This is a genomic window from Actinospica durhamensis (assembly GCF_018139695.1).
Taxonomy (GTDB): domain Bacteria; phylum Actinomycetota; class Actinomycetes; order Streptomycetales; family Catenulisporaceae; genus Actinospica; species Actinospica durhamensis.
Window position 1 is genome coordinate 1 of record NZ_JAGSOG010000122.1, and the last position, 23720, is coordinate 23720.

At 71.6% G+C, this 23720-nt stretch carries 18 protein-coding genes and 1 pseudogene; 7 read left to right on the forward strand and 12 right to left on the reverse strand.

From position 1 onward, the window contains the following. Both KDL01_RS22395 and mfd read right to left on the reverse strand, forming a co-directional pair. Positions 1-306, reverse strand: a pseudogene (locus tag KDL01_RS22395) (nucleoside triphosphate pyrophosphohydrolase); the annotation flags it as partial. 106 nt (positions 307-412) lie between these two features. Next, on the reverse strand, positions 413-3973 hold the full coding sequence (gene mfd, locus KDL01_RS22400; protein WP_212530532.1) for a transcription-repair coupling factor: 3561 nt from the start codon (positions 3971-3973) through the stop codon (positions 413-415). A gap of 313 nt (positions 3974-4286) precedes the next feature. Between mfd and KDL01_RS22405 the strand changes: the two genes are divergently transcribed. Beyond that, positions 4287-5315 carry an SMI1/KNR4 family protein gene (locus tag KDL01_RS22405; RefSeq protein WP_212530533.1) on the forward strand — a complete coding sequence of 343 codons (1029 nt, stop codon included), beginning with the start codon at positions 4287-4289 and terminating at the stop codon, positions 5313-5315. A 244-nt stretch (positions 5316-5559) separates the two neighbouring features. Beyond that, positions 5560-8424, forward strand: coding sequence for a phosphoenolpyruvate carboxylase (gene ppc / locus KDL01_RS22410; RefSeq protein ID WP_212530534.1), 2865 nt, complete (start codon positions 5560-5562; stop codon positions 8422-8424). A gap of 433 nt (positions 8425-8857) precedes the next feature. Here ppc and purU read toward each other — a convergent pair whose 3' ends face one another. The 5 genes from purU to KDL01_RS22435 form a co-directional block, all read right to left on the reverse strand. After that, the gene (gene purU, locus KDL01_RS22415) at positions 8858-9724 is read right to left on the reverse strand and encodes a formyltetrahydrofolate deformylase (RefSeq protein ID WP_212530535.1); all 867 of its coding nucleotides are present in this window, start codon (positions 9722-9724) and stop codon (positions 8858-8860) included. Positions 9725-9822: 98 nt separating this feature from the next. Further along, positions 9823-10689 (reverse strand): sirohydrochlorin chelatase, encoded by an 867-nt coding sequence (locus KDL01_RS22420; protein ID WP_212530536.1) that lies wholly within the window; start codon positions 10687-10689, stop codon positions 9823-9825. 299 nt (positions 10690-10988) lie between these two features. Continuing rightward, on the reverse strand, positions 10989-11840 hold the full coding sequence (locus KDL01_RS22425) for a winged helix-turn-helix domain-containing protein (protein WP_212530537.1): 852 nt from the start codon (positions 11838-11840) through the stop codon (positions 10989-10991). 160 nt (positions 11841-12000) lie between these two features. Then, a complete protein-coding gene (locus tag KDL01_RS22430) occupies positions 12001-13107 on the reverse strand; it encodes a hypothetical protein (protein WP_212530538.1) in 1107 nt (368 codons plus the stop codon). Between the two features lie 241 nt (positions 13108-13348). After that, positions 13349-14785, reverse strand: a complete 1437-nt coding sequence (locus tag KDL01_RS22435; protein ID WP_212530539.1) for an NsdA family TPR-like regulatory protein — start codon at positions 14783-14785, stop codon at positions 13349-13351. A 321-nt stretch (positions 14786-15106) separates the two neighbouring features. Between KDL01_RS22435 and KDL01_RS22440 the strand changes: the two genes are divergently transcribed. Next, on the forward strand, positions 15107-15736 hold the full coding sequence (locus tag KDL01_RS22440) for a bifunctional DNA primase/polymerase (RefSeq protein ID WP_307846516.1): 630 nt from the start codon (positions 15107-15109) through the stop codon (positions 15734-15736). 100 nt (positions 15737-15836) lie between these two features. Here KDL01_RS22440 and KDL01_RS22445 read toward each other — a convergent pair whose 3' ends face one another. Next, positions 15837-16538 carry an iron-dependent transcriptional repressor DtxR gene (locus tag KDL01_RS22445; RefSeq protein WP_212530541.1) on the reverse strand — a complete coding sequence of 234 codons (702 nt, stop codon included), beginning with the start codon at positions 16536-16538 and terminating at the stop codon, positions 15837-15839. 96 nt (positions 16539-16634) lie between these two features. Continuing rightward, the gene (pdxH, locus tag KDL01_RS22450) at positions 16635-17309 is read right to left on the reverse strand and encodes a pyridoxamine 5'-phosphate oxidase (protein WP_212530542.1); all 675 of its coding nucleotides are present in this window, start codon (positions 17307-17309) and stop codon (positions 16635-16637) included. Between the two features lie 212 nt (positions 17310-17521). Here pdxH and KDL01_RS22455 point away from each other — a divergent pair, with 212 nt between their 5' ends. Together KDL01_RS22455 and serC are read left to right on the forward strand one after the other, a co-directional pair. Then, the gene (locus KDL01_RS22455; protein WP_212530543.1) at positions 17522-18625 is read left to right on the forward strand and encodes a citrate synthase 2; all 1104 of its coding nucleotides are present in this window, start codon (positions 17522-17524) and stop codon (positions 18623-18625) included. 243 nt (positions 18626-18868) lie between these two features. Then, positions 18869-19999 carry a phosphoserine transaminase gene (gene serC, locus KDL01_RS22460; protein ID WP_212530544.1) on the forward strand — a complete coding sequence of 377 codons (1131 nt, stop codon included), beginning with the start codon at positions 18869-18871 and terminating at the stop codon, positions 19997-19999. An 89-nt stretch (positions 20000-20088) separates the two neighbouring features. Here the strand turns inward: serC and KDL01_RS22465 are convergent, their stop codons facing one another. Then, a complete protein-coding gene (locus KDL01_RS22465) occupies positions 20089-20469 on the reverse strand; it encodes a hypothetical protein (protein ID WP_212530545.1) in 381 nt (126 codons plus the stop codon). Between KDL01_RS22465 and KDL01_RS22470 the strand changes: the two genes are divergently transcribed. After that, positions 20441-21139: a serine hydrolase gene (locus KDL01_RS22470; protein ID WP_212530546.1), complete on the forward strand. Its 699-nt coding sequence runs from the start codon at positions 20441-20443 to the stop codon at positions 21137-21139. The genes KDL01_RS22465 and KDL01_RS22470 overlap by 29 nt on opposite strands. Positions 21140-21350: 211 nt before the next feature. Here the strand turns inward: KDL01_RS22470 and thpR are convergent, their stop codons facing one another. Together thpR and KDL01_RS22480 are read right to left on the reverse strand one after the other, a co-directional pair. Then, positions 21351-21908: an RNA 2',3'-cyclic phosphodiesterase gene (gene thpR, locus KDL01_RS22475; RefSeq protein WP_212530547.1), complete on the reverse strand. Its 558-nt coding sequence runs from the start codon at positions 21906-21908 to the stop codon at positions 21351-21353. An 87-nt stretch (positions 21909-21995) separates the two neighbouring features. Beyond that, positions 21996-23285: an MFS transporter gene (locus KDL01_RS22480; protein ID WP_212530548.1), complete on the reverse strand. Its 1290-nt coding sequence runs from the start codon at positions 23283-23285 to the stop codon at positions 21996-21998. Between the two features lie 199 nt (positions 23286-23484). On the opposite strand from KDL01_RS22480, the gene KDL01_RS45395 reads away from it, so the two are divergent. Beyond that, positions 23485-23720 (forward strand): helix-turn-helix domain-containing protein (locus KDL01_RS45395; protein ID WP_212530549.1); only part of this gene is annotated, 236 nt, incomplete at its 3' end.

The following is a 23720-nucleotide window of genomic DNA, read 5'->3' on the forward strand; positions in this document are numbered from 1 at the left end:
CCCGGCCGCCAGCCGCTCGCCGAGCGCGTGCACCAGCCGCTGGTCCCCGCCCGAGGGATCGGCCAGCCAGACCACCTGCGCCCCCGCCGCGGCCTCGGCCAGCAGCTCCTCGGCCACTTCCTCCGCCTCGCCCTCGATCAGCTCGATCGCGATGTCGAGGTCGTCGAGGTACTCCAGGATCGGATGCTCCTCATCCCCCGCGTGCACCCGCGCCCCCGGCTCCGCCACCACCCGCCAGGCCGCAGCCGACATCAGCCCCGGCGCGACCCGCGGCGAGAAGGGAATCAGCACGATACGACCGGTCATGGTGGCAGCCTACCGACACCGGCCGACCCCGCCTCGCTTCTCCGGCAGCGCGATCGCACCGAGATCCGTCGAGGGCGGACGGCCGGGCGGCGGTGAGCCGCCCCCGTCACGCCCCCATCAGCAGCACCCCGTCGATCAGCGAGCGGCACCACTCGAGCAGGGGCAGGCCGGTGACGGGCTCGGCCGGGAAGCCCTTGGTCTTGGGGCGCGGGACGAGGATGTGGTCGGTCTGCTTCTTGACGATCGAGCCGGGGAAGACGCGCTTGAGGCGCAGTTCCTGGGACTCGCGCAGGTAGACCTGACTGAACTTCACATAGTTGCCCTGGAGCACGATCTCGGCCAGGCCGGCGGTGCGGGCGTGGGCGCGGAAGAGGGCGACGGCGAGCAGGTTGCCGACCGGCTCGGGCAGCTTGCCGTAGCGGTCCACGAGTTCGTCGTGGACGCCGACGATGTCCTTCTCCTCGGCGATCGAGGCGATCCGGCGGTAGGCCTCCAGGCGCAGGCGCTCGCCGGGGACCCAGTCGTGCGGGATGTGGGCGTCGACCGGGAGGTCCACGCGCATGTCGGCGATCTCCTCCTGCACCTCGAGGCCGGAGGCCTGCTCGCGGAACTCCTTGACCGCCTCGCCGACCATCCGGATGTACAGGTCGAAGCCGACGCCCTCGATGTGGCCGGACTGCTCGCCGCCGAGCAGGTTGCCGGCGCCGCGGATCTCGAGGTCCTTCATCGCCACGAACATGCCCGCGCCCAGGTCGGTGTGCTGGGCGATGGTGGCAAGGCGCTCGTGCGCGGTCTCGGTGAGCGGCTTCTCCGGCGGGTAGAGGAAGTACGCGTAGGCGCGTTCGCGGCCGCGCCCGACCCGGCCGCGCAGCTGGTGCAGCTGGCTCAGGCCGAAGTTGTCGGCGCGCTCGACGATCAGGGTGTTGGCGTTGGCGATGTCGATGCCGGACTCCACGATCGTGGTGCACACCAGCACGTCGAACTCGCGGTTCCAGAAGCCCACGATGAGCTTCTCCAGCGCGTGCTCGTTCATCTGGCCGTGCGCGATGGCGACCCTGGCCTCGGGCACCAGCTCGCGGATCCGGGCCGCGGCGCGGTCGATCGACTCGACCCGGTTGTGGATGTAGAAGACCTGGCCCTCGCGCAGCAGCTCGCGCCGGATGGCCGCGCCGATCTGCTTCTCCTCGTACGCGCCGACGAAGGTGAGCACCGGGTGGCGCTCCTCCGGCGGCGTCTGGATCGTGGACATCTCCCTGATGCCGGTCACCGCCATCTCGAGCGTGCGCGGGATCGGGGTCGCGGACATCGTCAGCACGTCCACGTTCGCGCGCATCTGCTTGAGGTGCTCCTTATGCTCGACGCCGAAGCGCTGCTCCTCGTCCACGATCACCAGGCCGAGGTCCTTGAACCTGGTGTCCTTGGCGAACAGCCGGTGCGTGCCGATCACCACGTCCACCGAGCCCTCGGCCAGGCCCTGCAGCACCTCGGTGGCCTCCTTGTCGGTCTGGAACCGCGACAGTGCCTTGATGGTGACCGGGAACTGGGCGTAGCGCTCGGCGAAGGTGGAGAAGTGCTGCTGCACCAGGAGGGTCGTGGGCACGAGGATGGCCACCTGCTTGCCGTCCTGCACCGCCTTGAACGCCGCGCGCACGGCGATCTCGGTCTTCCCGTAGCCGACGTCGCCGCAGATCAGACGGTCCATCGGCACCGTCTTCTCCATGTCGCCCTTGACCTCGTCGATACAGGCGAGCTGGTCCGGGGTCTCGGTGTAGGGGAAGGCGTCCTCGAGCTCGCGCTGCCACGGCGTGTCGGTGGTGAAGGCGTGGCCGGGTGCGGCCTGCCGGGCGGAGTAGAGCTTGATCAGGTCGGCCGCGATGTCGCGCACGGCCTTGCGGGCGCGCGACTTCGCCTTCTGCCAGTCCGCGCCGCCGAGCCGGTGCAGCGAGGGGGACTCGCCGCCCACGTACTTGGTCACCAGCTCCAGCTGGTCGGTGGGGACGTAGAGCCGGTCGCCGGGCTGGCCGCGCTTCGAGCTCGCATATTCGATCACGAGGTACTCGCGGGTGGCACCGGCGACGGTGCGCTGGACCATCTCCACGTAGCGCCCGACGCCGTGCTGTTCGTGCACGACGAAGTCGCCGGTGTGCAGCTGCAGCGGGTCCACCATGTTGCGGCGCCGCGAGGGCATCCGGTTCATGTCCTTGGTGGAGGAGCGCTGGCCGGAGATGTCCGACTCGGTCAGCACGGCCAGCTTGACCGCCTCGTTGACGAAGCCGCGGCCGAACGAGGCGCAGGTGACGTAGGCGATGCCGGGCTCGGGCGTCTGGTCGAGCTCGGGCACCAGGCGCACGCCGAGGTCGGCGGCGCGCAGCAGTTCGGCGGTGCGCTCGGCCGGGCCGGGGCCCTCGGTGGTGAGCACGACCCGCCAGCCCTCGCGCAGCCAGGTGCGCACGTCGCCGATGAGCCGGGATCCCTCGCCGCGGTAGTCGGGGGCCTCGGTGGCCGGGGAGGCGACCGTGTCGTCGGCCTCCAGGGTCTCGCCCTCGCCCACGAAGTCGGCCAGTTCGGCGTCGCCGACGAACGGGGTGACGGACCACCAGGGCAGCCCGAGCTCGCGGACGTGGTCGCGCAGGTCGCCCAGCGCCCAGAGCGAGGCGGCGCCGAGGTCGAGCGGGCTCTTGCCGCCCATCGAGGCGGCGGCCCAGGAGGCCTCGAGGAACTCCTGCGAGGTGCGCACGAGGTCGGCGGAGCGGGAACGCACCCGCTCCGGGTCGCAGATCACCAGGCGGGCCCCGTCGGGCAGCAGGTCGACGAGCAGCTCCATCCGGTCGACCAGGACCGGCGCGAGCGACTCCATCCCCTCCACCGCGATGCCCTCGGCCACCCTGCCGAAGATGTCGGCGAGCTCGGGGTACTCGGAGGCGTAGCCGTGGGCGCGCTTGCGCACCGTCTCGGTCAGCAGCAGCTCGCGGCAGGGCGGTGCCCACAGGCCCTGCTGGGCGACCTCCAGCGAGCGCTGGTCAGCCACCTTGAAGTAGCGGATCTCCTCGACCGTGTCGCCCCAGAACTCGATCCGCAGCGGGTGTTCCTCGGTGGGCGGGAACACGTCCAGGATGCCGCCGCGCACGGCGAAGTCGCCGCGCTTCTCGACCAGGTCGGTGCGCAGGTACGCGGCGTCGGCGAGGCGGCGGGTGACCTCCTCGAGCTCGATGTCCTGACCGGCCGTCACCCGCACCGGCTCCAGGTCGCCGAGCCCGGCCACCTGGGGCTGCAGGACCGAGCGGATCGGGGCGACGACGATCTTCAGCGGCGTCTCGTCCTCCGGATGGGCCAGGCGGCGCAGTACGGCAAGGCGGCGCCCGACGGTGTCGGAGCGCGGCGAGAGGCGTTCGTGCGGCAGCGTCTCCCAGGACGGGAACTCGGCCACCGCCGCGTCGCCCAGCAGCGAGCGCAGCGCCGCGGCGAGGTCCTCGGCCTCCCGGCCGGTGGCGGTCACGGCGAGCACGAGGGTCTCGGCGTGCTCGGCCACACAGGCCAGCAGGGGCGCGCGCTGGCCCGCGACGGTGGCCAGGTCGAGCCGGGGCCTGGCGCGTTCGCGCGCGGCGCCGAGCGCGGCCCGTACGGCGGGATCGCGTCGCAGAGGTTCGAGCAAACCGGGCATGGGCATGGGCTACTCCATGAAGGTGGCAACGCCGACTAACCCCGAACGGCCCAGAGAGGGGGCCGGGGGTTGGTATGCCTCTAGGGTACGCACTCGGACCGACAGGGGGCCGACGACGGACTCGGAAGATCACGCCTAAGGCGCGGGCGGATCTCGAAAGCGGCTCGAAACGGGCGAGCGAAGCCATTCCGGTTTACCTGGACGGCACTCCCGCCTACCGCAAATCCGGGTGCGCCGGGTACCGTCGTGCGAGAGCACTGTGTGCCGGGGCCCGCCGCGAGCCGGGTCCGATGATGTGACGGTAGGGACTGGGAGAGCGATGACGCAAGGAACGGGCACGGGCCTTCCGACGAACACGGCCGGGATACCCAACGGTCAGTTCGCCGGGCGGCTCATCGAGTTCAGCGACGTCGAGTTGGACCGCAAGTACCCGCGCGGGGTGTACCTCAACTTCCACGGTTACCCGGACTTCTCGGTCTATGCCAGGCACGCGGCCCAGATCGCCGAGCCGCCGGCCGAGCTGTCGGTGGACGAGGTGCGGGTGACCGACGTGGTGGCGGCGAACCTGCTCGCCTCGCGCACCGGCGATCCGCTCTACCAGCAGGGGCGCCCGCCCACGGCCACGCCGGAGGGCTGGACCTGGACGCACGAGGCGCGCACCCGGCGGCTGTTCATGGTGCCGGCCGAGCTCAACGGCTCCTTCCGCCACCACGGCGGGATCGCCACGCTCAAGGCGGACCGGGCCAAGTCGGGGCTCTGGCACGAGGGCATGCTCGAGCCGGTGGCCTTCGAGCGCTCCGGCTCGGTGCCCGAGGACGCGATGATCCAGCTCGAGTCGCAGCTCGGCTTCCAGCTGCCCGTCTCCTACCGGCGCTTCCTGGCCGGCACCGACGGCGGCCGGCCGCTGACCCCTGCGGTGAACCTGGCCTGTGGCTTCGTCTCGGACGGCTGGCTGTTCGGGGTGCGCCGCTCGGATCCGCACCAGGAGCTGGTGTACGCGAACCAGGCCCTGTTCGACCGGTTCACCGAGGAGTACCTGGGCGTCGGCTTCGTGCGCGGCGGCATGCTGGTGCTCAAGATCCGGGGCAACGACCTCGGCTCGGTGTGGTTCTTCGACGACGACGACTACCGGGACCGGGACAACCGGGACGCCGCCTCGGTCTGCTCCGAGCTGCTCACCCGGATCGGCAACGACTTCGACGACTTCGCCCGGCACCTGGTGGCGCTGCCGCCGCAGATCCAGGAGATCTCGGAGGCCGCGGTCCAGCAGGGCTTCGCCAGCCTGGTGACGGACGTGGCCTACCTCGGCTCCGCGCTGCCGCCGCACCTGGCGTTCCAACGCCGCTGAGACGCGATCGAGACGGAATCGGAGACCCGGTAAGGCCCGCACGGAATCCGAACCCTTCCGTACGCTGACGGTACGCCGCCCCCGTCGAGGGGGCGGCGTAGTGCTTTCACCGGCCGTTTCCCGGTCTCAGCGGGTGGGCGACGTGAAGACAGTGTGACGTACGCCGCATACGATGGGCTCGAAGCCCTTTCCGCGCGGACAACGGCGTCCGGCGCATCGCCCGTGAACCGAGGAGTGTGCCGCCGTGGCCGACACCGCCGCCGTCCCCAGTCCGCCTCCGCCGCCACCCGCGCCCGACGCCGCCCTGCGCGGGGACATCAAAGCCCTGGGAGAGCTGCTCGGGCAGACCCTGGTGCGCCAGGAGGGCGAGTACCTGTTCGACCTGGTCGAGCAGATCAGGGCGCTGACCCGCTCGGCCGAGCCCGGCGCGGCCGACGAGGCCCAGGCCAGGCTGGCCGAGATCGATCTGGGCACGGCCATCCGGCTGGTGCGCGCGTTCTCCAGCTACTTCTACCTGGCCAACGTCACCGAGCAGGTGCACCGTGCCCGCGAGCTGCACGGCGAGCGGGCCACCACCGGCTCCTGGCTCGCCCGCGCGGTCGAGCGGATCGGCGCGGCCATCGAGGACCCGGAGTCGAAGGTCACCCGGGACTGGGTCGAGGAGGTCATCTCCCGGCTCTCGGTGCGCCCGGTCTTCACCGCGCACCCGACCGAGGCCGCGCGCCGCACCATACTCGGCAAGCTGCGCCAGATCGCGCTGCTGCTCGACGCCAACCCGTTCCCGCAGCCGGGCACGGCCGTGGACCCGGTGGCCCAGCGCCGCGCCGGGCGCCGGCTGCAGGAGCTGGTCGAGTCGCTCTGGCAGACCGACGAGCTGCGGGTGACCCGGCCCGAGCCGACCGACGAGGCCCGCAACGCCCTGTACTACCTGGACGAGCTGCATTCCGGCGCCGTGCCCGACGTGCTCGACGAGCTCGCCACCGAACTCGAGCGGATCGGCGTGCACCTGCCGGTGGACGCGAAGCCGCTGAGCTTCGGCAGCTGGATCGGCGGAGACCGCGACGGCAACCCGAACGTGACCCCGGCGCTGACCCTGGAGATCCTCGGCCTGCAGCACGAGCGGGCGATCGACGACGCGCTCAAGCTGGTCGACGGCCTGCGCGGGAGCCTGTCCACGTCCAAGCGGATCGCCCGGGTCACCCCCGAGCTCGAGGACTCCCTCGCCCGCGACCTCGAGGCGCTCGCGGACATCCCGGCCCGCTACCGGCGGCAGAACCTGGAGGAGCCCTACCGGCTCAAGGCCACCTGCGTCCGGCAGAAGCTGCTCAACACCCGCGAGCGGATCGCCGAGGCGCGCCAGCACGTGCCCGGGCAGGACTACCTCAACGGCGAAGAGCTGGTGACCGACCTGCTGCTGATGCGCGACTCGCTGCTGGCCGACCGCGGCGAGCTGATCGCGCGCGGCAGCCTGGACCAGGTGATCCGTACCATCTCCGCGTTCGGACTGCAGCTGGCCACGATGGACGTGCGCGAGCACGCGGACGCGCACCACCACGCGATCGGCCAGCTGATCGACCGGCTCGGCGGCGAGGCCTGGCGTTACGACGACATGCCGCGCGACTACCGGGCCGGGCTGCTGGCCAAGGAGCTGCGCTCGCGCCGCCCGCTGGCGAAGCTGCCGGAGAAGATCCACCGCCAGGGCGTCGAGGGCTTCGACGCCTGGGGCGGGGCGACGCCGCTGCTGGACGAGGACGGGGCGAAGACCTTCGGGATCTTCACCGCGATCAGGGAGACGATCGACCGCTTCGGCCCCGACGTCATCGAGAGCTACATCATCTCGATGTGCCGGGGTGTGGACGACGTGTACGCCGCCGTGCTGCTGGCCCGCGAGGCCGGCCTGATCGACCTGCGCGGCGGCCGGGCCGCGATCGGCTTCGTGCCGCTGCTCGAGATGGTCGAGGAGCTGCGCCAGGCCGACACGATCCTCAACGACCTGCTCAACGACCCGTCCTACCGCAAGCTGGTGCGGCTGCGCGGGGACGTGCAGGAGGTCATGCTCGGCTACAGCGACTCGAACAAGTCGGCCGGCATCACCACCAGCCAGTGGGAGATCCACCTCGCCCAGCGCAAGCTGCGCGACGTGGCGCACCGGCACGGCGTGCGGCTGCGGCTGTTCCACGGCCGCGGCGGCACGGTGGGGCGCGGCGGCGGCCCGACCCACGAGGCGATCATGGCGCAGCCCTGGGGCACGCTCGAGGGCGAGATCAAGGTGACCGAGCAGGGCGAGGTGATCTCGGACAAGTACGCGCTGCCGAGCCTGGCCCGGGAGAACCTGGAGCTGACCGTCGCGGCCACGCTGGAGGCCTCGGTGCTGCACCTGGGCCCGCGGCAGAGCTCGGACGCGCTGGCCCGGTGGACCGCGACGATGACCGGGATCTCGGACGCGGCGTTCGCGAAGTACCGCGAGCTGGTGGACGACCCCGACCTGCCGCGCTACTTCCTGGCCTCGACCCCGGTGGACCAGCTCGGCGACCTGCACCTGGGTTCGCGCCCCTCGCGCCGGCCGGACTCCGGCGCGGGCCTGGAGGGCCTGCGGGCGATCCCGTGGGTGTTCGGCTGGACCCAGTCGCGCCAGATCGTGCCCGGCTGGTTCGGCGTGGGCACCGGCCTGGCCTCGGCCTACGCGGCCGGGCACGCGGACGTGCTGGCGGAGATGTACGAGGACTGGCACTTCTTCCGCAACTTCCTGTCGAACGTGGCGATGACGCTGGCCAAGACGGACCTGCGGATCGCCCGGCTGTACGTGGAGCAGCTGGTCCCGGAGGACCTGCGGCACGTGTTCGAGCGCATCGTCGAGGAGCACGAGCTGACGGTGCAGCAGGTGCTGAAGGTGACCGGCCAGAGCGAGCTGCTCGGCCACGACCCGGTGCTGGCCCGCACGCTGCAGGTGCGCGACCGCTACCTCGACCCGATCTCCTACCTCCAGGTGGCGCTGCTCAAGCGGCACCGCGACACGGTGGCGGCCGACCAGGAGCCGGACTCGCAGCTCAGCCGCGCGCTGCTGCTGACGGTCAACGGCGTCGCGGCCGGCCTGCGCAACACCGGCTGAGGCGAAGCTCCGCCGGGGCTCCCGCCCCGACGCCGCGTGCCCGGCTCCCGCATGGGGGCCGGGCACGCGGCATTTTGTGGACGACGCGGCGATGTGACGTGGCGTCGGATTCCGGGGGCGGCCGGCGCCGCCGCGGGCGCCCAAGAGCCGCGATCGCCCGCTGGATCCGGTGGATTACCACGAGTTATCCACAGCGTCGGCCGCTTATCCACAGGATCCACAGATCTTGTCCACGGTGTGGATAAATCCTGTGGATAACTAGGTCGCGTGTCCCCAGTCTGGCGTAACGAATTGAACTCACTTGGGGAAAACTCCTGCGGGCAACGCTGTGGATAACCTCTCTCCACAGCCGTCCGAGCGAGCGCCTGGGGACAACTCGGGACAAGCCGCGCGCAAGGCCTGGACGCGCGCGGGGACCAGGCGTGGGCGTGGCTTAGGGGAAGACCACCGTGCGACGGGAGTTGAGCAGGACCCGGTGCTCGGCGTGCCAGCCGACGGCGCGGGAGAGCACCCGGCACTCGACGTCGCGGCCGGCCGCGACGAGCTGATCGGGCGTCATGCCGTGGCCGACCCGGGCCACGTCCTGCTCGATGATCGGGCCCTCATCCAGGTCCGCCGTCACATAATGAGCGGTCGCGCCGATCAGCTTCACGCCGCGGTGGTGCGCCTGGTGGTAGGGCTTGGCACCCTTGAACGACGGCAGGAACGAGTGGTGGATGTTGATGATCCGGCCCTCGAGCGTCTTGCACAGGTCGTTCGAGAGCACCTGCATGTAGCGGGCCAGCACCACGAGTTCGATCCCGTGTTCGTCCACCAGCTCGGCCAGCCGCGCCTCCTGCGCCGCCTTGTTGTCCTTGTCCACAGGCAGGTGGACGAATTCGATCCCGTACGACTCGACCAGCTGGCGGAAGTCGGTGTGGTTCGAGACCACCAGCGGGATCGAGACCGGCAGGGCGCCGATGCTCTGCCGGAAGAGCAGGTCGTTGAGGCAGTGCCCGAACTTGGAGACCATGATCAGCATGGGCATGCGGGTGGCCGCCTGGTGGATCTGCCACTGCATGTGGAAGGACGCGCCGGTGGCCGCGAAGCCGTTGCTCAGCGCGGTCAGGTCCACCCCGGGCTCCTGCGCGCGGAAGTGCACGCGCATGAAGAACACCTTCGTGTCCGGGTCGCCGTACTGCTGGCTGTCCACGATCGTGCATCCGGTGACGAGCAGGAAGCTGGCCACGGCGTGCACGATGCCGCGCTGGTCCGGGCAGGACAGGGTCAGGATGTAGTCGGCGGACGCGTCCTCGGTCATGGGGCCAGGCTAGGGCAACCGGCCGGCTGGAGGCGGGGACGACCGTCTGGTGAGCGGGACCGGGCGGGACGGAGCTGGACGGCGGGCCGGCCCGCGGCTCAGCCGAACAGGGTCTGGTCGTAGCGGCGCAGCAGCAGGCGGGCGATCACGTCGTGCGAGCCGAGCGGGGCGGCCACCCGCGGGGTGCGTACGGCGCCGGGTTCAAGGCCCGCAAGGGCCGCGGTGTCGCGCAGACGCTGGGTGTAGCCGCCCTCGGCGAGCAGATAGGTCGCCACCGCCACCGGACGCCCGCGGCGCGAGAGCCGGGTCAGCAGGGCGGCGGTGGAGGGCTCGGCGGCGGTCAGGAAGGCCGTACGCACCGGCATGCCGAGCCGCTCGGCGAGCAGTCCCGCCATGGCCACCGCGTCGGCCGTGGCGCGCTGGTCCAAGGACCCGGCCGCGGCGAGCACCACCTCGGTGCCGAACAGGCGTCCGCAGACCGCTCCGAGCCGCTCGGCCAGCACCTGGGCCAGCATCGGGTCGGGGCCGAGCGCGCGGGCCACGTGCACGCGCAGCCGCCCGGCCCGGTCCTGCGCCGGGGCGCCCGCGATCGCCGAGGTCAGCGCAGAGGTCTTGGTCGCCTCGCGTACCGCGGTCGGGATGTCGTGGCGCACGTGGTAGCCGGAGCCGAGGAACAGCGGCAGCACCACGACCTCCTTCGCGCCGGTCGCGGCGAGCTCGCGCAGCACCACGTCGGGGCGCGGCTCGGCCTTGGAGACGAAACTCAGCCGCACCGGCAGGCCCGGACGCAGGAACCTGACCCGCTCGAGCAGGGCGTCGATCATCAGCAGACCCTCGAGGTGCGCGGTGCCGTGCGCCACCACCACCGCCGGGACGTCGTCGCGCGCAGGCGGCAGAACGGTGGGGACGCGCCGGGGTCCGGCGGCGGCGCTCGGCTGCGACTGCGCGGGGCGGTGCACGGGCATGCGGGCCTCCCTGGGCCATAGGCCGCCGCGGCGGCGCCCGCCGTCGGTCGGGCCGGTGGGCGGCCCGGTGGGCGGTGCCGACACTGGCGGGATGGAGGATCAGTCTCCGACGCGGCGGTTACGGGTCGGCGGCCGGTCGGTGACGGGTCATGGTCGGGTATCTCACGCCGCGTGGAAGGCCGATGTGAGAATCCGTCAGGTCCGGGATCGGCCGGGCCGCCCGGAGCCGTCAGGACCCGTCAGCACTCATCCAACCTCGTCGGCGGCCGCCGCGCCGCAGCGGGAGGCGCCGAGCCGCGTCAGGGCTCGACCGCGAGCCGGTAGCCGCGCTTGGTCACGGTCTTGACGAGTCCCGAAGCCGGGCCCAGAGCCGTGCGCAGCCGGGCCACGGTGGCCTCCACCGCGTGCTCGTCCCGCTGCGCGCCGCGTCCGTCCCGCAGATCCCAGACCCGGCGCAGCAGCTCCGAGCGCGAGACCACCCAACCGGGGCGGCGGGCGAGCTCGGCCAGGACCGCGGCGGGCAGCGGCGGCAGCGTGACGCAGTGCCCTCCCACGGCCACGCTGAAGCCCTGCATCACCAGCGTGCGGCCGGCGTCCACCCGCACCTCGCGGCGGATGCGCTGCGGCAGCGTGGCGGCGAGCAGCTCCACCAGGGCCGGGAAGCGGGCCCGGTCCGGGGTCAGCGGGGTCACCCCCACCGCCTCGAGCGGGCGGGCGCAGGCCGGGGCCAGGCAGACCGGCAGCACGTCCTCGCGCAGCGCGGCGAGCAGCACGTCCAGCGATCCGGTGACGGCGGCGGCCTCGAGCAGGCCGGTGACGCCGGGGGCTGTGGTGAAGGTGACCGCGTGCACGTCCCGCCGGACCAGGGAGCCGACGAACCGGGCCGCGGCGGCCCGGTCTCCGGCCCGCCGGGCCAGCGCTCCCTCGTCTCCGGGGGTCAGTCGGACGGTGGGGGTCTCCACCGTCCGCGCGCCGAGATCCTGAAGCAGAGTCGCGAGTTCCTCGCGTCTGCGGTCCGCCGTGATCGCCACGACGCTGCCGGTCAGAGGCCTGCCGTCGAACGCCGCCGCCGTGGTGGGCGGTGTGGCGCGAGCCGGCTGGGCGGGCAGGGAGATGGGTGGTCGCTGGTCAAGCGTCTCTGCCGGTGCCATGGCTACACGATCCACGGCCCGGGTTTCCGGGGTGTTGCCGTGTCGTTGTGCCCGGGTTAGAGCTCGCCCGGACGGGTGACGGTGTGTCACCGAAGGGGGTGAACCCGCCGCCGCTTCCGGGGATCGGGCGCGACGGCGGGAAACCCGCCGGGTTCCGGACTCACAGCTGCGCGCTGGTGATCTTCGGCTCGTTGTAGTTCGGCATGACCTGGTTCCACAGGTCCGCCGCGGTGTCCTTGGCCCGCGAGGAGTCCCCGCTGGTGCTGTCGGCGGCCTGGAAGTTGGCGTCGTGCTGGACCGCCGACTTGGTGCAGGAGGCGCCCCCGGCGAAGTCCGCGGCGGCCTTGGCGTAGTGGTTGTCCGAGTCGTACGAGAACGTCCACGCCGCCTTGAGGTCGGAGACGAGCTCCGCGCCGTTGCTGATCTTGCTCACGTCCAGCTTGGTCAGCGTGTCCAGCGCGGCCTTGCGGCCGGAGACCGCGGTGTCGATGTCCGACTGGGCGCTGGAGATGTTGCAGTCGAGCAGTTCGCTGTAGCCGCCGTTGATCTCGCTGCGCAGGTCCTTGGCCTGGGCCACCAGCTGGTAGAGCTGGTCCGCCTGCTGCTGCAGGCTCAGCGTCGGGGCGGCGGCGGCGGTGTGGGTGCCGCCCGCGCTGGGCGAGCCGCCGGAGGAGTTGCCGCCGCCGGACAGGCCCAGGTACAGGCCCACCGCGGCGACCAGCACGACCACGCCGCCGATCAGCAGCGGAGTGCGGTTGTGGCCGGGGCGGGCGGGCAGCTGCTCGTACCCGTCGCGGTAGCCCTCGTTGGATCCGCCGAACGGCGGCTGCTGCTGGTAGCCGGTGGCGGCCTGGTCCTGCGGGTTGAACATCGCGGTGGCCGCGGGCTGGGGCGGCGCCGCCTGCGCGGCGTTCTGGGCGAATCCGGCCGACGGGGGCGAGGTGCCGACCACGGACTGCCGGGATATGGACCGGCGGTCGTTGGGCACCGAGTCGCGGAAGAGGTGGTCGAACTCGCTCGGCACCGAGGCGAGCTCCTCCTCGAACACGGCCGGCTGCGGGACGGTCTGCTCCTGGTAGGAGGCCTGCGGGTGCTGCTGCTGGGCGTACTGCTGCTGGGCCGGATACTGCGGCGCCTCACCGTACTGCTGCTGGTAAGGCTGCTGATACTGCGCTTGCTGCGGGTAGGGCTGCTGCACCGGTTCCATCGGCGCACCGGGCTGGTATTGGGAGCCTTCTTCCGGCCAGCTCCCCGCCACTTCGGGCATCTGGGACACAGTGCGTATTCCTCGCAAATAGGCGTTCTTCCCGGCGCCGCGGGCAGGGCGAACCCTTCGCGGCGGCGACCGGATAGACGCTACTCGCCCAGACAAGCCCTGCCACGATCGCGGCCTTGGTTGTCGCAGAACTGCAACGCGCTCTCCTCCAGGGCCTCGAAGCCGCGCCGGACGCGGACAGGCGTGAACGGCGACCCGGGCGAAGCACACCCCGGGCCGCTGAAGCGTCGGCTCAGCGCGGCAGCGCCGGAGCCAGGACCAGCGGCAACGCGCTCTGCCTGACCGCGAGCCGGCCGAGCCGCTCGCGGAAGCCGCGCACCGCGCTGCTGTCCTGGTAAGGGTCGAGCCTGCGGTCCAGATCGTGCAGGTACTCCACCCCCCGGTGTGATCGCAGTTGGCTGAGCATCTCGATGGCCTGCGAGCCGGTGGCGCAGGCCGCCTCCACCTCGCGCTCCTGCGCATACGCGGTGGCCACCAGCACGGTGTCGACGACCCGCCGGCGCACGTGGCCCGGCTGGTGTTCGGCCAGCGCCCGCTGCGCGTGGTCCTTGGCCTGCCGCGGCCGGTCAAGGTCCCGGTAGCAGTGGGCGAACTCGTCGGAGAGGTAGGGGGGTGTGAAATGCCTGATCCAGTCGGGGTCCTCGGCCGGATTCGACTTCTCCATCTCGGCGGCCGCGCGGGAGAGCGCGGCCTCGCAGGCGCGCACGTCCCCGAGCACCGCGTGTCCGCGGGCCTCGGCGGCGTGGAACATGGCCCGGACCGTCGGCGTGGCCTGATCCCGGGCGCCCTCGTTGGCGGCGCGGGCGAGCTGGGTTATCTCGCGCGGGGAGCCGAGCTGCCCGGCCAGATGGCTCATCCCGGCGGCGAGCACGTAGCCGCCGTAGGCCCGGTCCCCGGCCGCCTGGGACAGCCGCAGAGCCTGGATGTAGTAGCGCTGGGCCAGGCCGTGCCGGCCGGTGTCCACGGCCATGTACCCGGCCAGCTCGGTGATCTGGGCGGCGGCGGAGAACAGGGCTCTGCCGGTGCGCTCCGGATAGGTGCCGGTGAGCATCTCGGCGACCACGTCGTCCAGGTAGTGCACCACGATCGAGCGCACGTAGCCGGAGCCGAACTGGTGGTCGAGGTCGCGGAAGACCTTGGCCGCGGCCCGCAGCGCGTAGACGTCGGAGGGGCCGACCCGCGGGCCGCGCCCGGCCAGCGAGGGAGGCCTTGCCACCTCGGCGTCGGGCGGGGTGATGAGCCAGTCGCGGCTCGGCGCGATCAGCGCGGCCACGGCGAAGGAGGAGCCGAGCAGGAACTCACGGTGGCTCACATCCGCCCGCCACAGCTCCGTCACCTCCTCGATGGCGGCGGCGGTGGACGGGGCGAAATGCAGGCCCACGCTGGAGGATCCGTTGCGCCCGTCGGCCATGCCGATCTCCTCGACCGTCACCGGCCGGCCGAGCTTGCGCCCGAGCGCCTCGGCGATGAGCGTGGGCGCCATGCCGCGCGGCTGCTGTCCGCGCAACCAGCGCGCAACGGAGGTCTTGTCGTACCTGAGGTCGAGGCCGTGCTCGGCGCCGACCATGTTGACGCGCCGGGCCAGCCCTGCGTTGGAGCTCGCGGCCTCCTGGATCAGTGCGGCAAGCCTCTGGTTCGGCTGCCGCGGTCCGGCGGTGCGTACGGCCATCGGGCCTCCCCTTGTCCTCGGTCCACAGGCGGTGTGCACAGGTGCGGATCGACGCGCACCCACCGGTACGTCTCGACCCGCGCCCATGGGTACGGTCCACTCGCGCCCATGAGTACTGCATGCGCATATGTCGCGAAGAGTAGCGGCGAATCGCTCCGAGCGGTAGCCCAGCGTAATCGGATGGTAGGAAATCGTCGTTCCCAGGCGGGGGGAAAATATTCGCGAAACCGGGGGACCTGACCGTAACTTGCCACGCCACGGCGCGGTTCTAGGGCCGTGGAGACAACTATCGCCAGCCCGCGGCCGAAATCCGCCCGGGCCGTGAGCACCGAGTCATCGGATCGGCTCGGACTGCTCCGAGCCGCCCTCGGCTACATCGAGGAGCGGCACTGGGACGTGGTGCTCGGCACCAGTGTGGAGCGCGAGAACGGAGTGTGGTCCTGTTCCTGCGGGGACCGGCGGTGCGCCGCGATCGGCGCGCATCCGGCGATGCGGGACTGGCACAAGAGGATCAGCGCACAGCCGAGCCGGGCCTACGAGTGGTGGACCGAACACCCTCAGGGCTCGATCATCCTGCCCACCGGCCGGGCCTTCGACGTGCTCGAGTGCTCCGAGGAGGCCGGGCTGCTCGCGCTCGCCCGGCTCGAGCGCCACGGGGCCAACCCGGGCCCGGTGGCGGCCGCGCCCAACCGGCGGCTGTACTTCTTCGTGCTGCCGAATTCGAGGACGAAGGTGGCCACCGTGCTGGCCGGCCTCGGCTGGGGCCGCACCGCGCTGGACCTGGCCTGCCGCAGCGCCGGGGACTACATCGTGGCCCCGCCCTCGCGGATGGGCATCCGCGGACAGGTGCAGTGGGTGCGCGGGCCGGCCGAAGCGGCGCGCTGGCTGCCGGATCCGGAGGAGGTGCTCGCGCCGCTGGCGTACGCGTGCGGGCTGCACCGGGCCCGCTGAGCGGATCCGGACACCCGGGCGGTGTTCGACGCCTGAAACGGCCCACAGGGGCCTGAATCACGGGCGGACGGCGGGGAGCCCGCCGTCCGCCCGTCCTGTCTCAGTCCTCTTCCGCGAACACGTGCGCGGCGAGTTCCAGGTCCAGTTCGGTGGCCTCGCGGGCGGCGCCGAGCAGCACGCCGGTCTCGGTCGGGGTCACCTGCACCGCGTTGCCCGGGCGCACCCCGGCCCGGCGCAGCCGGTGCATCACGTCCTGGTCCGACTGCACCGGCTCACCGATGCGGCGGATGACCGCCACCGCGTGTTCGCCCTCGGGCAGCGCCTGGGCCACCTCGCGCAGCGAGATCAGCCCGTCCTGGCGGAAGGTGCTCGAGTGCAGGTCCGCGTCGAGCTCCTCGAGCCCGGGGATCGGGTTGCCGTAGGGCGAATGGGTCGGGCTGCCGAGCAGTTCCAGCAGCCGGCGCTCGACCCGCTCGCTGATCACGTGCTCCCAGCGGCAGGCCTCCTCGTGCACCTCGTCCCACTCGAGCCCGATCACGTCCACCAGCAGCCGCTCGGCCAGCCGGTGCTTGCGCATGACCCGGGTGGCCAGGGCCCGGCCCTTGTCGGACAGCTGCAGGTGCCGGTCGCCCTCCACGGTGAGCAGTCCGTCGCGCGACATGCGGGCCACGGTCTGACTGACCGTCGGACCACTCTGGCCCAACCGCTCGGCGATTCGGGCCCGCAGCGGGACGATCCCCTCTTCCTCCAGCTCGAAGATCGTACGCAGGTACATCTCCGTGGTATCGATCAAGTCGCTCATCGGCACGGCTCCCGCGGTCTCGGCGTCCCGGCTGGGCCGGAAGGGTACGCTCACCGCCCATTGTGACGCACCGCACCGACAGCGGAAGCCGCGTGCTCAGGGACTGAGCCTGGTCCGGCTCCAGCCCGACTCCTCGGCGGCGTCGCGGCGGTAGATCACCCGGTCGTGCAGCCGGTCGGGCCGGCCCTGCCAGAACTCCACCGCCTCCGGCACCACCCGCAGTCCGCCCCAGTGCGGCGGCCTGGGCACCCGATCGGGGTAACGCGCCGAGAATTCGGCCAGACGGCGCTCCAACCAGGCCCGATCCGGGATCGGCTGGGACTGCTCGCTGGCCCACGCACCGAGCTGCGCCCCGCGCGGACGGCTGGCGAAGTAGGCGTCGGACTCCCACTCGGGCACCCGTTCGGCCCTGCCCTGCACGATGACCTGACGCTCCAGCGGATACCACGGAAAGAGCAGCGCCACCCGCGGATCGGCCGCGATCTGACGCCCCTTGCGGGAGGCGAAGTTCGTGTAGAAGGTGAAACCCTCCGGGCCGTATCCCTTCAGCAGCACCGTTCGACTGGACGGCCCAGCGCCCTGGTCACAAGTGGTCAAGACCATTGCGTTGGCTTCGAACCAGGCCGCGTCCGATTTTCGTGCAACGGCGTCGGTTTCCGCGAACCAACGGGCGAACTGCGCGCTCGGCTCGCTTGTGAGCTCGGTCACCTCGATGGCCCGTTCGGCGTAATCTCGTCGCAATGCGGCGAGATCGCGCTGCTCAGTGGTCATACGGTCGCCTCCAAGTCCGTTCGCGGCCCCCGATTTCCTTCCGGCCGTTGTAGCGGTCCAATATAGGTAGCCGGTCGCACTTGGCGGGAACCTCCAAGGCTGCCGCGACGTTTCCACAGCGCCGACCGTCACCCGCGCGCCCGCACGGGCGGGGGCGGAGCGGCGCCGGAGAACCTCACGAAGGACATTTGCCACAGCAAGGGAGCCGTAGGATGCCCGACTTCGTACCCGGACTCGAAGGCGTCGTCGCCTTCGAGACGGAGATCGCCGAACCCGACAAGGATGGCGGCTCGCTCCGATACCGCGGCGTCGACATCGAGGACCTGGTCGGGCACGTCACCTACGGCAACGTGTGGGGCCTGCTCGTCGACGGGAAGTTCAACCCGGGCCTGCCCCCGGCCGAGCCGTTCCCCCTCGCCATCCACTCCGGCGACGTCCGGGTGGACGTGCAGTCCGCGCTCGCCACGCTCTCCCCGATCTGGGGTCTCAAGCCGCTGCTCGACATCAGTGACGAGCAGGCGCGCGACGACCTGGCCCGGGCCGCCGTCATGGCGCTGAGCTTCGTGGCCCAGTCCGCCCGCGGCATAGACCACCCGATGGTCCCGCAGCGCGAGATCGACAAGGCCGAGACCATCGTCGAGCGCTTCATGATCCGCTGGCGCGGCGAGCCCGACCCCAAGCACGTCAAGGCCGTGGACGCGTACTGGACCAGTGCCGCCGAGCACGGCATGAACGCCTCCACCTTCACCGCCCGGGTCATCGCCTCCACCGGCGCCGACGTGGCCGCGGCCCTGTCCGGCGCGGTCGGCGCGATGTCCGGCCCGCTGCACGGCGGCGCGCCCTCCCGCGTGCTGCACATGATCGAGGAGATCGAGCGCAGCGGGGACGCCAAGAAGTACGTCACCGGCATCCTCGACCGCGGCGAGCGGCTGATGGGCTTCGGCCACCGCGTCTACCGCGCCGAGGACCCGCGCGCCCGCGTGCTGCGCCGCACCGCCAAGGAGCTCGACGCGCCGCGCTACGAGGTCGCCAAGGCGCTCGAGGACGCCGCGCTCGCCGAGCTGCGCGCCCGCCGCCCCGACCGCGTGCTGGAGACGAACGTGGAGTTCTGGGCGGCCATCGTCCTGGACTTCGCCGAGGTGCCCGCGCCGATGTTCACCTCGATGTTCACCTGCGCCCGCACGGCCGGCTGGGCCGCGCACATCCTGGAGCAGAAGCGCACCGGCCGCCTGGTGCGCCCCTCGGCGCGCTACATCGGCCCGGGCACGCGCAAGATCCAGGACGTCGAGGGCTTCGACACCATGGTCGTGCACTGAGCGAGCCCGCCGCCCGGCCGCGCGCCGGGCGCCCGTGATCGCGGCAACGCCCCACAATCCCCCTTCAGGGGGGCTGTGGGGCGTTGTGCCTTTCCGGTAACCTCTGCTTCACGTTCTCGGACGACGACGCCAGAACGTCCGGCTCAGCCGGGCTGAACAGTGCGTTCGCGGCACTGAGCCGGGGTCATTCCCGTCGGCGCGGCCGTGTCGGCGGTTCCCTCTCGCACGCCGGAGGCACGCACCGTGTCGGACCCCAACCAGATCAAGATCCCCACCGAGCTCCTGCCCTCCGACGGCCGCTTCGGCTGCGGACCGTCGAAGATCCGCCCCGAGGCCGTGCAGGCGCTCGCGGCCAGCAACCTGCTGCTCGGCACCTCGCACCGCCAGGCCCCGGTGAAGAACCTGGTCAAGCAGGTGCGCGAGGGTGTCAACGCGCTCTTCTCGCTGCCCGAGGGCTACGAGGTGGTCCTGGGCAACGGCGGCTCCACCGCGTTCTGGGACATCGCCGCGTTCGGGCTGATCCGGAACAAGTCCCAGCACCTGCAGTTCGGCGAGTTCTCCGGGAAGTTCGCCGCCTCCGCGAAGGCCGCGCCCTGGCTGGCCGAGCCCCAGGTGATCAAGTCCGAGCCGGGCACCCACCCGCTGCCCGAGGCCGTGGCCGGCGTGGACGTCTACGCGCTCACGCACAACGAGACCTCGACCGGCGTGGCCATGCCGATCCTGCGCCCGGCCGGTGCCGACGCGGACGCGCTGGTGCTGGTGGACGCCACCTCGGGCGCCGGCGGCCTGCCGGTGGACGTGCGGGAGACCGACGTCTACTACTTCGCCCCGCAGAAGTGCTTCGCCTCGGACGGCGGCCTGTGGGTCGGGGTGTTCTCCCCGGCGGCGCTCGCCCGCGCGGCCGAGATCGCCGAGTCCGGCCGGTACATCCCGACCTTCTTCGACCTGCCGACCGCGATCGACAACTCGGTGAAGGACCAGACCTACAACACCCCGTCGGTCGCCACCCTGTTCCTGATGGCCGAACAGCTCGACTGGCTCAACGGCAACGGCGGCCTCGACTGGGCCACCGCGCGCACCGCCGACTCCTCCTCCCGGCTCTACGCCTGGGCCGAGAAGACCGACTACACGACGCCGTACGTGGCCGACCCGCAGGACCGCTCGCAGGTCGTGGGCACCATCGACCTCGACGACGACCTCGACGCGGTGCAGGTCTCGAAGGTGCTGCGGGCCAACGGCATCGTGGACACCGACTCGTACCGCAAGCTCGGGCGCAACCAGTTGCGCATCGCGATGTTCCCGGCGATCGAGCCGGACGACGTGGAGGCGCTGACCGGCTGCATCGACTACGTGGTGGAGCAGCTGCGCGGCTGAGCGTGAGTGCGGGGGCCCAGATCAGACGGATCGGGACAAACTCTTAGCCCTGCCTCACGTTGCGCACAACTTTGTTTACGGCAGGGCGCCTACTCTCGCAGTATGCGTATGCCGAAGCTGAAGTCCGTGATATTCAGGGCCGCCGGCCCGGTCCGGTCGAAGCCCGTGCTGTTCGCCGTCGCCGCCGTACTGGCGGCGGCGGCGATCGCCCTGGCCTTCGTCGGTTCTGACGGCTCAGCGGCCGCGGCACCCGCCGCGGCCGCTTCGTCCGCGTCCGCGGACACCGCGTCCTCGGGCTCTTCGACGGCGTCGGGGGCCACGGATTCGAGCTCTGCTTCGGCAAGCGCCTCGGCGAGCGCGAGCGCGTCCGCCTCGGCCAGCGCCAGCCCGTCGGCCTCCGCGACTGCCACGCAGAACGCGAGCACGGCCCTGGCGAACGCCGTGGCCGGCACGGTCTCGGCGGACGACAAGAACGTCAGCGTGGCCGTGGAGGACCTGTCCAGCGGCACCACGGCCGGCTACAACGTCACCGACGACTACGTGACCGCGTCCATCGTCAAGCTGGACATCCTCTCCACGCTGCTCTACGACCATCAGAAGGACGGCACCTCGATGACGTCCGACGAGCGCGACCTGGCCACGAAGATGATCGAGAACAGCGACAACGACGCGGCCTCCGCCCTGTACGACGACGTGGGCGGCTCGAGCGCGATAGAGCCCGCGAACAGGGTCTTCGGCCTGACCGACACCGAGGTCGACGACTCGGCCTTCGGCGACACCACGACCACGGCGACGGACCAGGTGAAGCTGCTGCGCCAGGTGTTCACCTCGGACTCGGTGCTGACCTCGGCGAACCGCTCCTACATCCAGAACCTGATGTCGCACGTGGAGACCGACCAGCGCTGGGGCGTGAGCGCGGCCGCGGACGACACGAGCTCGAGCGCCGACGACTACATGCTCAAGAACGGCTGGCTGCCGCGCAGCGCGACCGACCTGTGGGAGATCAACAGCATCGGCGAGGTCCAGCACGACGGCCACACGTATCTGGTGGCCGTGCTCTCGGCGCAGAACAGCTCGATGGACTCGGGCATCGACGTGATACAGAAGGTCGCGAAGGAGGCCGTCGACGCGCTCGGCTGAGGCCTGGCGCCGACCCGGCGCCCGCTCGGCGCCGGGTCAGTGCTTGAACAGCGTCCCGACCAGCACCAGGGCGAACAGGCCCAGAAGGGTCGCGGTGACGATGCGGGTACGAATGCGGGGATCCACCTCAGCAGTCTAGGCGGGCCGCCGCGCGCGCTCGGCGCCGGGCCCCGGTCACCGGCCCCCGGTTCCGAGCCCCCGCGGATTCCCGTCAGCGCCCGGTCAGCGCCCAGTGCCCGCGCCCGACGTACACCGGCGGGCGGCCCACTCCGGCCGGCGGGAGCGACTCGAACAGCCCGATCTCCTTGACCAGCCAGCGCGGCGTGCGGAAGGACTGCATGCGCTCGACGTAGGGCTTCAGGTCGGTGTGCCCCTCCCCGCGCACCCGGGCCAGCGTCACGTGCGGCCGGAAGGGCCGCTCGTCCACCTTCACCCGGCAGCGGCGGGCCGCGGCGGCCACGGACTCGGACAGCCGCCCGAGCCGGTCCCGGTCGCCCTGCACGCCGGCCCAGAGCGTGTGCGAGTCGAACTGCCCGCCGCCGGCGATCGCGAGTTCCATCGGGGTGGCCCGGCCGGCCGCGCGGGCGAGCCGCTCGGTGAGGTCGGGCAGGGTCGTCTCGGGCACCTCGCCGAGGAACGCGAGGGTGATGTGCCAGCTCTCCGGATGCGTCCAGCGCACCCCGACGTCGCCGTGCGGAAGCGTCGACAGCGCGGCGCGCAGTTCGAGCAGCACCGGCCGAGGTGGCACCACGGCCACGAACAAGCGCATCCCGCACCTCCGGATGAGGGGTCCGGTGTCGCCGGCTCTCCTCGCACCGGGAGGCGCGGGCACACGGCGATGAGTGTCAGCTCATCATCATGCAGTGCGCGCGACCACTGCGATGTGCGGACGGGCCAACAACCGAGTCTGTATCTGCCGGTCGGTGCGCCGGGCGAGCCACAGCGCGGCGCCCAGACCGGCCGCGACGGTCAGCGCGCCGCACAGGCTCTGCGTCCAGCGCACTCCGATCTGTCCGGCCAGCCAGCCCACGATCGGCGAGCCGATCGGCGTCCCGCCCATGAACACCAGCACGTACACGCCGGTGACCCGGCCGCGCAGCTCGGGGGCGACGGTGGTCTGCATGACCGCGTTGGCGGTGGTGGCCGTGGTCAGGCCGCACACGCCGGTCAGGGCGAGCACCGCGGCGTACGAGGCGATGTCGGGCATGACCGCCGCGGCCAGCTCGAACAGGCCGAAGAGCATGGCCCCGCCGAGCACGAGCCGGACCCTGGCCACCTTGCGCCGGGCCGCGAGCAGTGCCCCGAGCAGCGAGCCGACCGCCATGATCGCGGAGATCACGCCGTAGGCCGAGGCGCCGGAGTGGAAGACCTGGGTGGTGTAGAGCGGGAGCAGCACCGGGAAGTTGAGGCCGAAGCTGCCGAAGATCGCGACCGTGATCAGCACGGCCATCAGGTCGGTCCGGGTGCGCACGTAGGCGAAGGCCTCGCGCTGCCCGCCGCGCCCGCGCCGGACCCGCTTGTCCCCGTGCAGGTCCCGCTTGCGGATCAGGGCGAGCCCGGTGACCACGGCCGCGTACGAGACGGCGTTGATCAGGAAGACCCAGCCGGACCCGGTCATCTGCGAGGTGAAAAGACCGATCAGCAGACCGGCCACGGCCGGGCCGAGCACGCGGCCGAGGTTGAAGTTGGCCGAGTTGAGCGAGACCGCGTTCTGCAGGTCCTCCGGCCCGACCATCTCGACCACGAAGGACTGCCGGGCCGGGGTGTCGGCGGCCGTGACGGTGCCGAGCAGCAGGGCGAAGACGTAGATCTGCCAGGAGGTGATGGAGCCGGTGACGGTGAGCACGCCCAGGATTCCGGCGAGCACGCCCATCAGCGTCTGCGTGATCATCAGCATGGTGCGCTTGGGGAACCGGTCGGCCAGCACTCCGCCCCAGACGGAGAAGAGCAGGATCGGCAGGAACTGCAGCGCCGTGACCACGCCGAGCGCGGTACCGCTGTGGGTGAGGGTCAGCACCAGCCAGTCCTGGGCGATGCGCTGCATCCAGGTGCCGGTGTTCGAGACGACCTGCCCGGCGGCGAACAGGCGGTAGTTCCGATTGCGCAGAGATCGGAACGTGCTGCGTATCGAGTCGGTCTCGCTCACGGGCGGCCCCCTTGGCGGTGCATCGTTATGGCTTAAATCACACTGAGTAGCTTACATCATTAGCAGCGCTAAATGGAAACCGGCTATTCCACACTCAGCCACTTACATGCAGGTTCTGGAGCCAGGCTCCGTGCAGGCCCCGGGCAGGCCGGCGCCTGGGGGAGGGAAATTCGGGCCGCCGCTTGCTAGCGTCGGCCCGGTGAGCGCAGGACGCGGCCGACCCCGGCATCCCGACCGACTGACCCCCGCGGAATGGCGCGTGGTGGACGCGGTGCGGCACGGGATGAGCACGAGGCAGATCGCCCGGCACCGCGGGGTGAGCACCGACGCGGTCAAGTTCCACGTCGCCAACGCCCTCGACAAGCTGGGCCTGTCCTCGAGGGAGCAGCTGCGCCACTGGCCCGGCATCCCGGCCGACAGCGCCCTGTCCCCCGG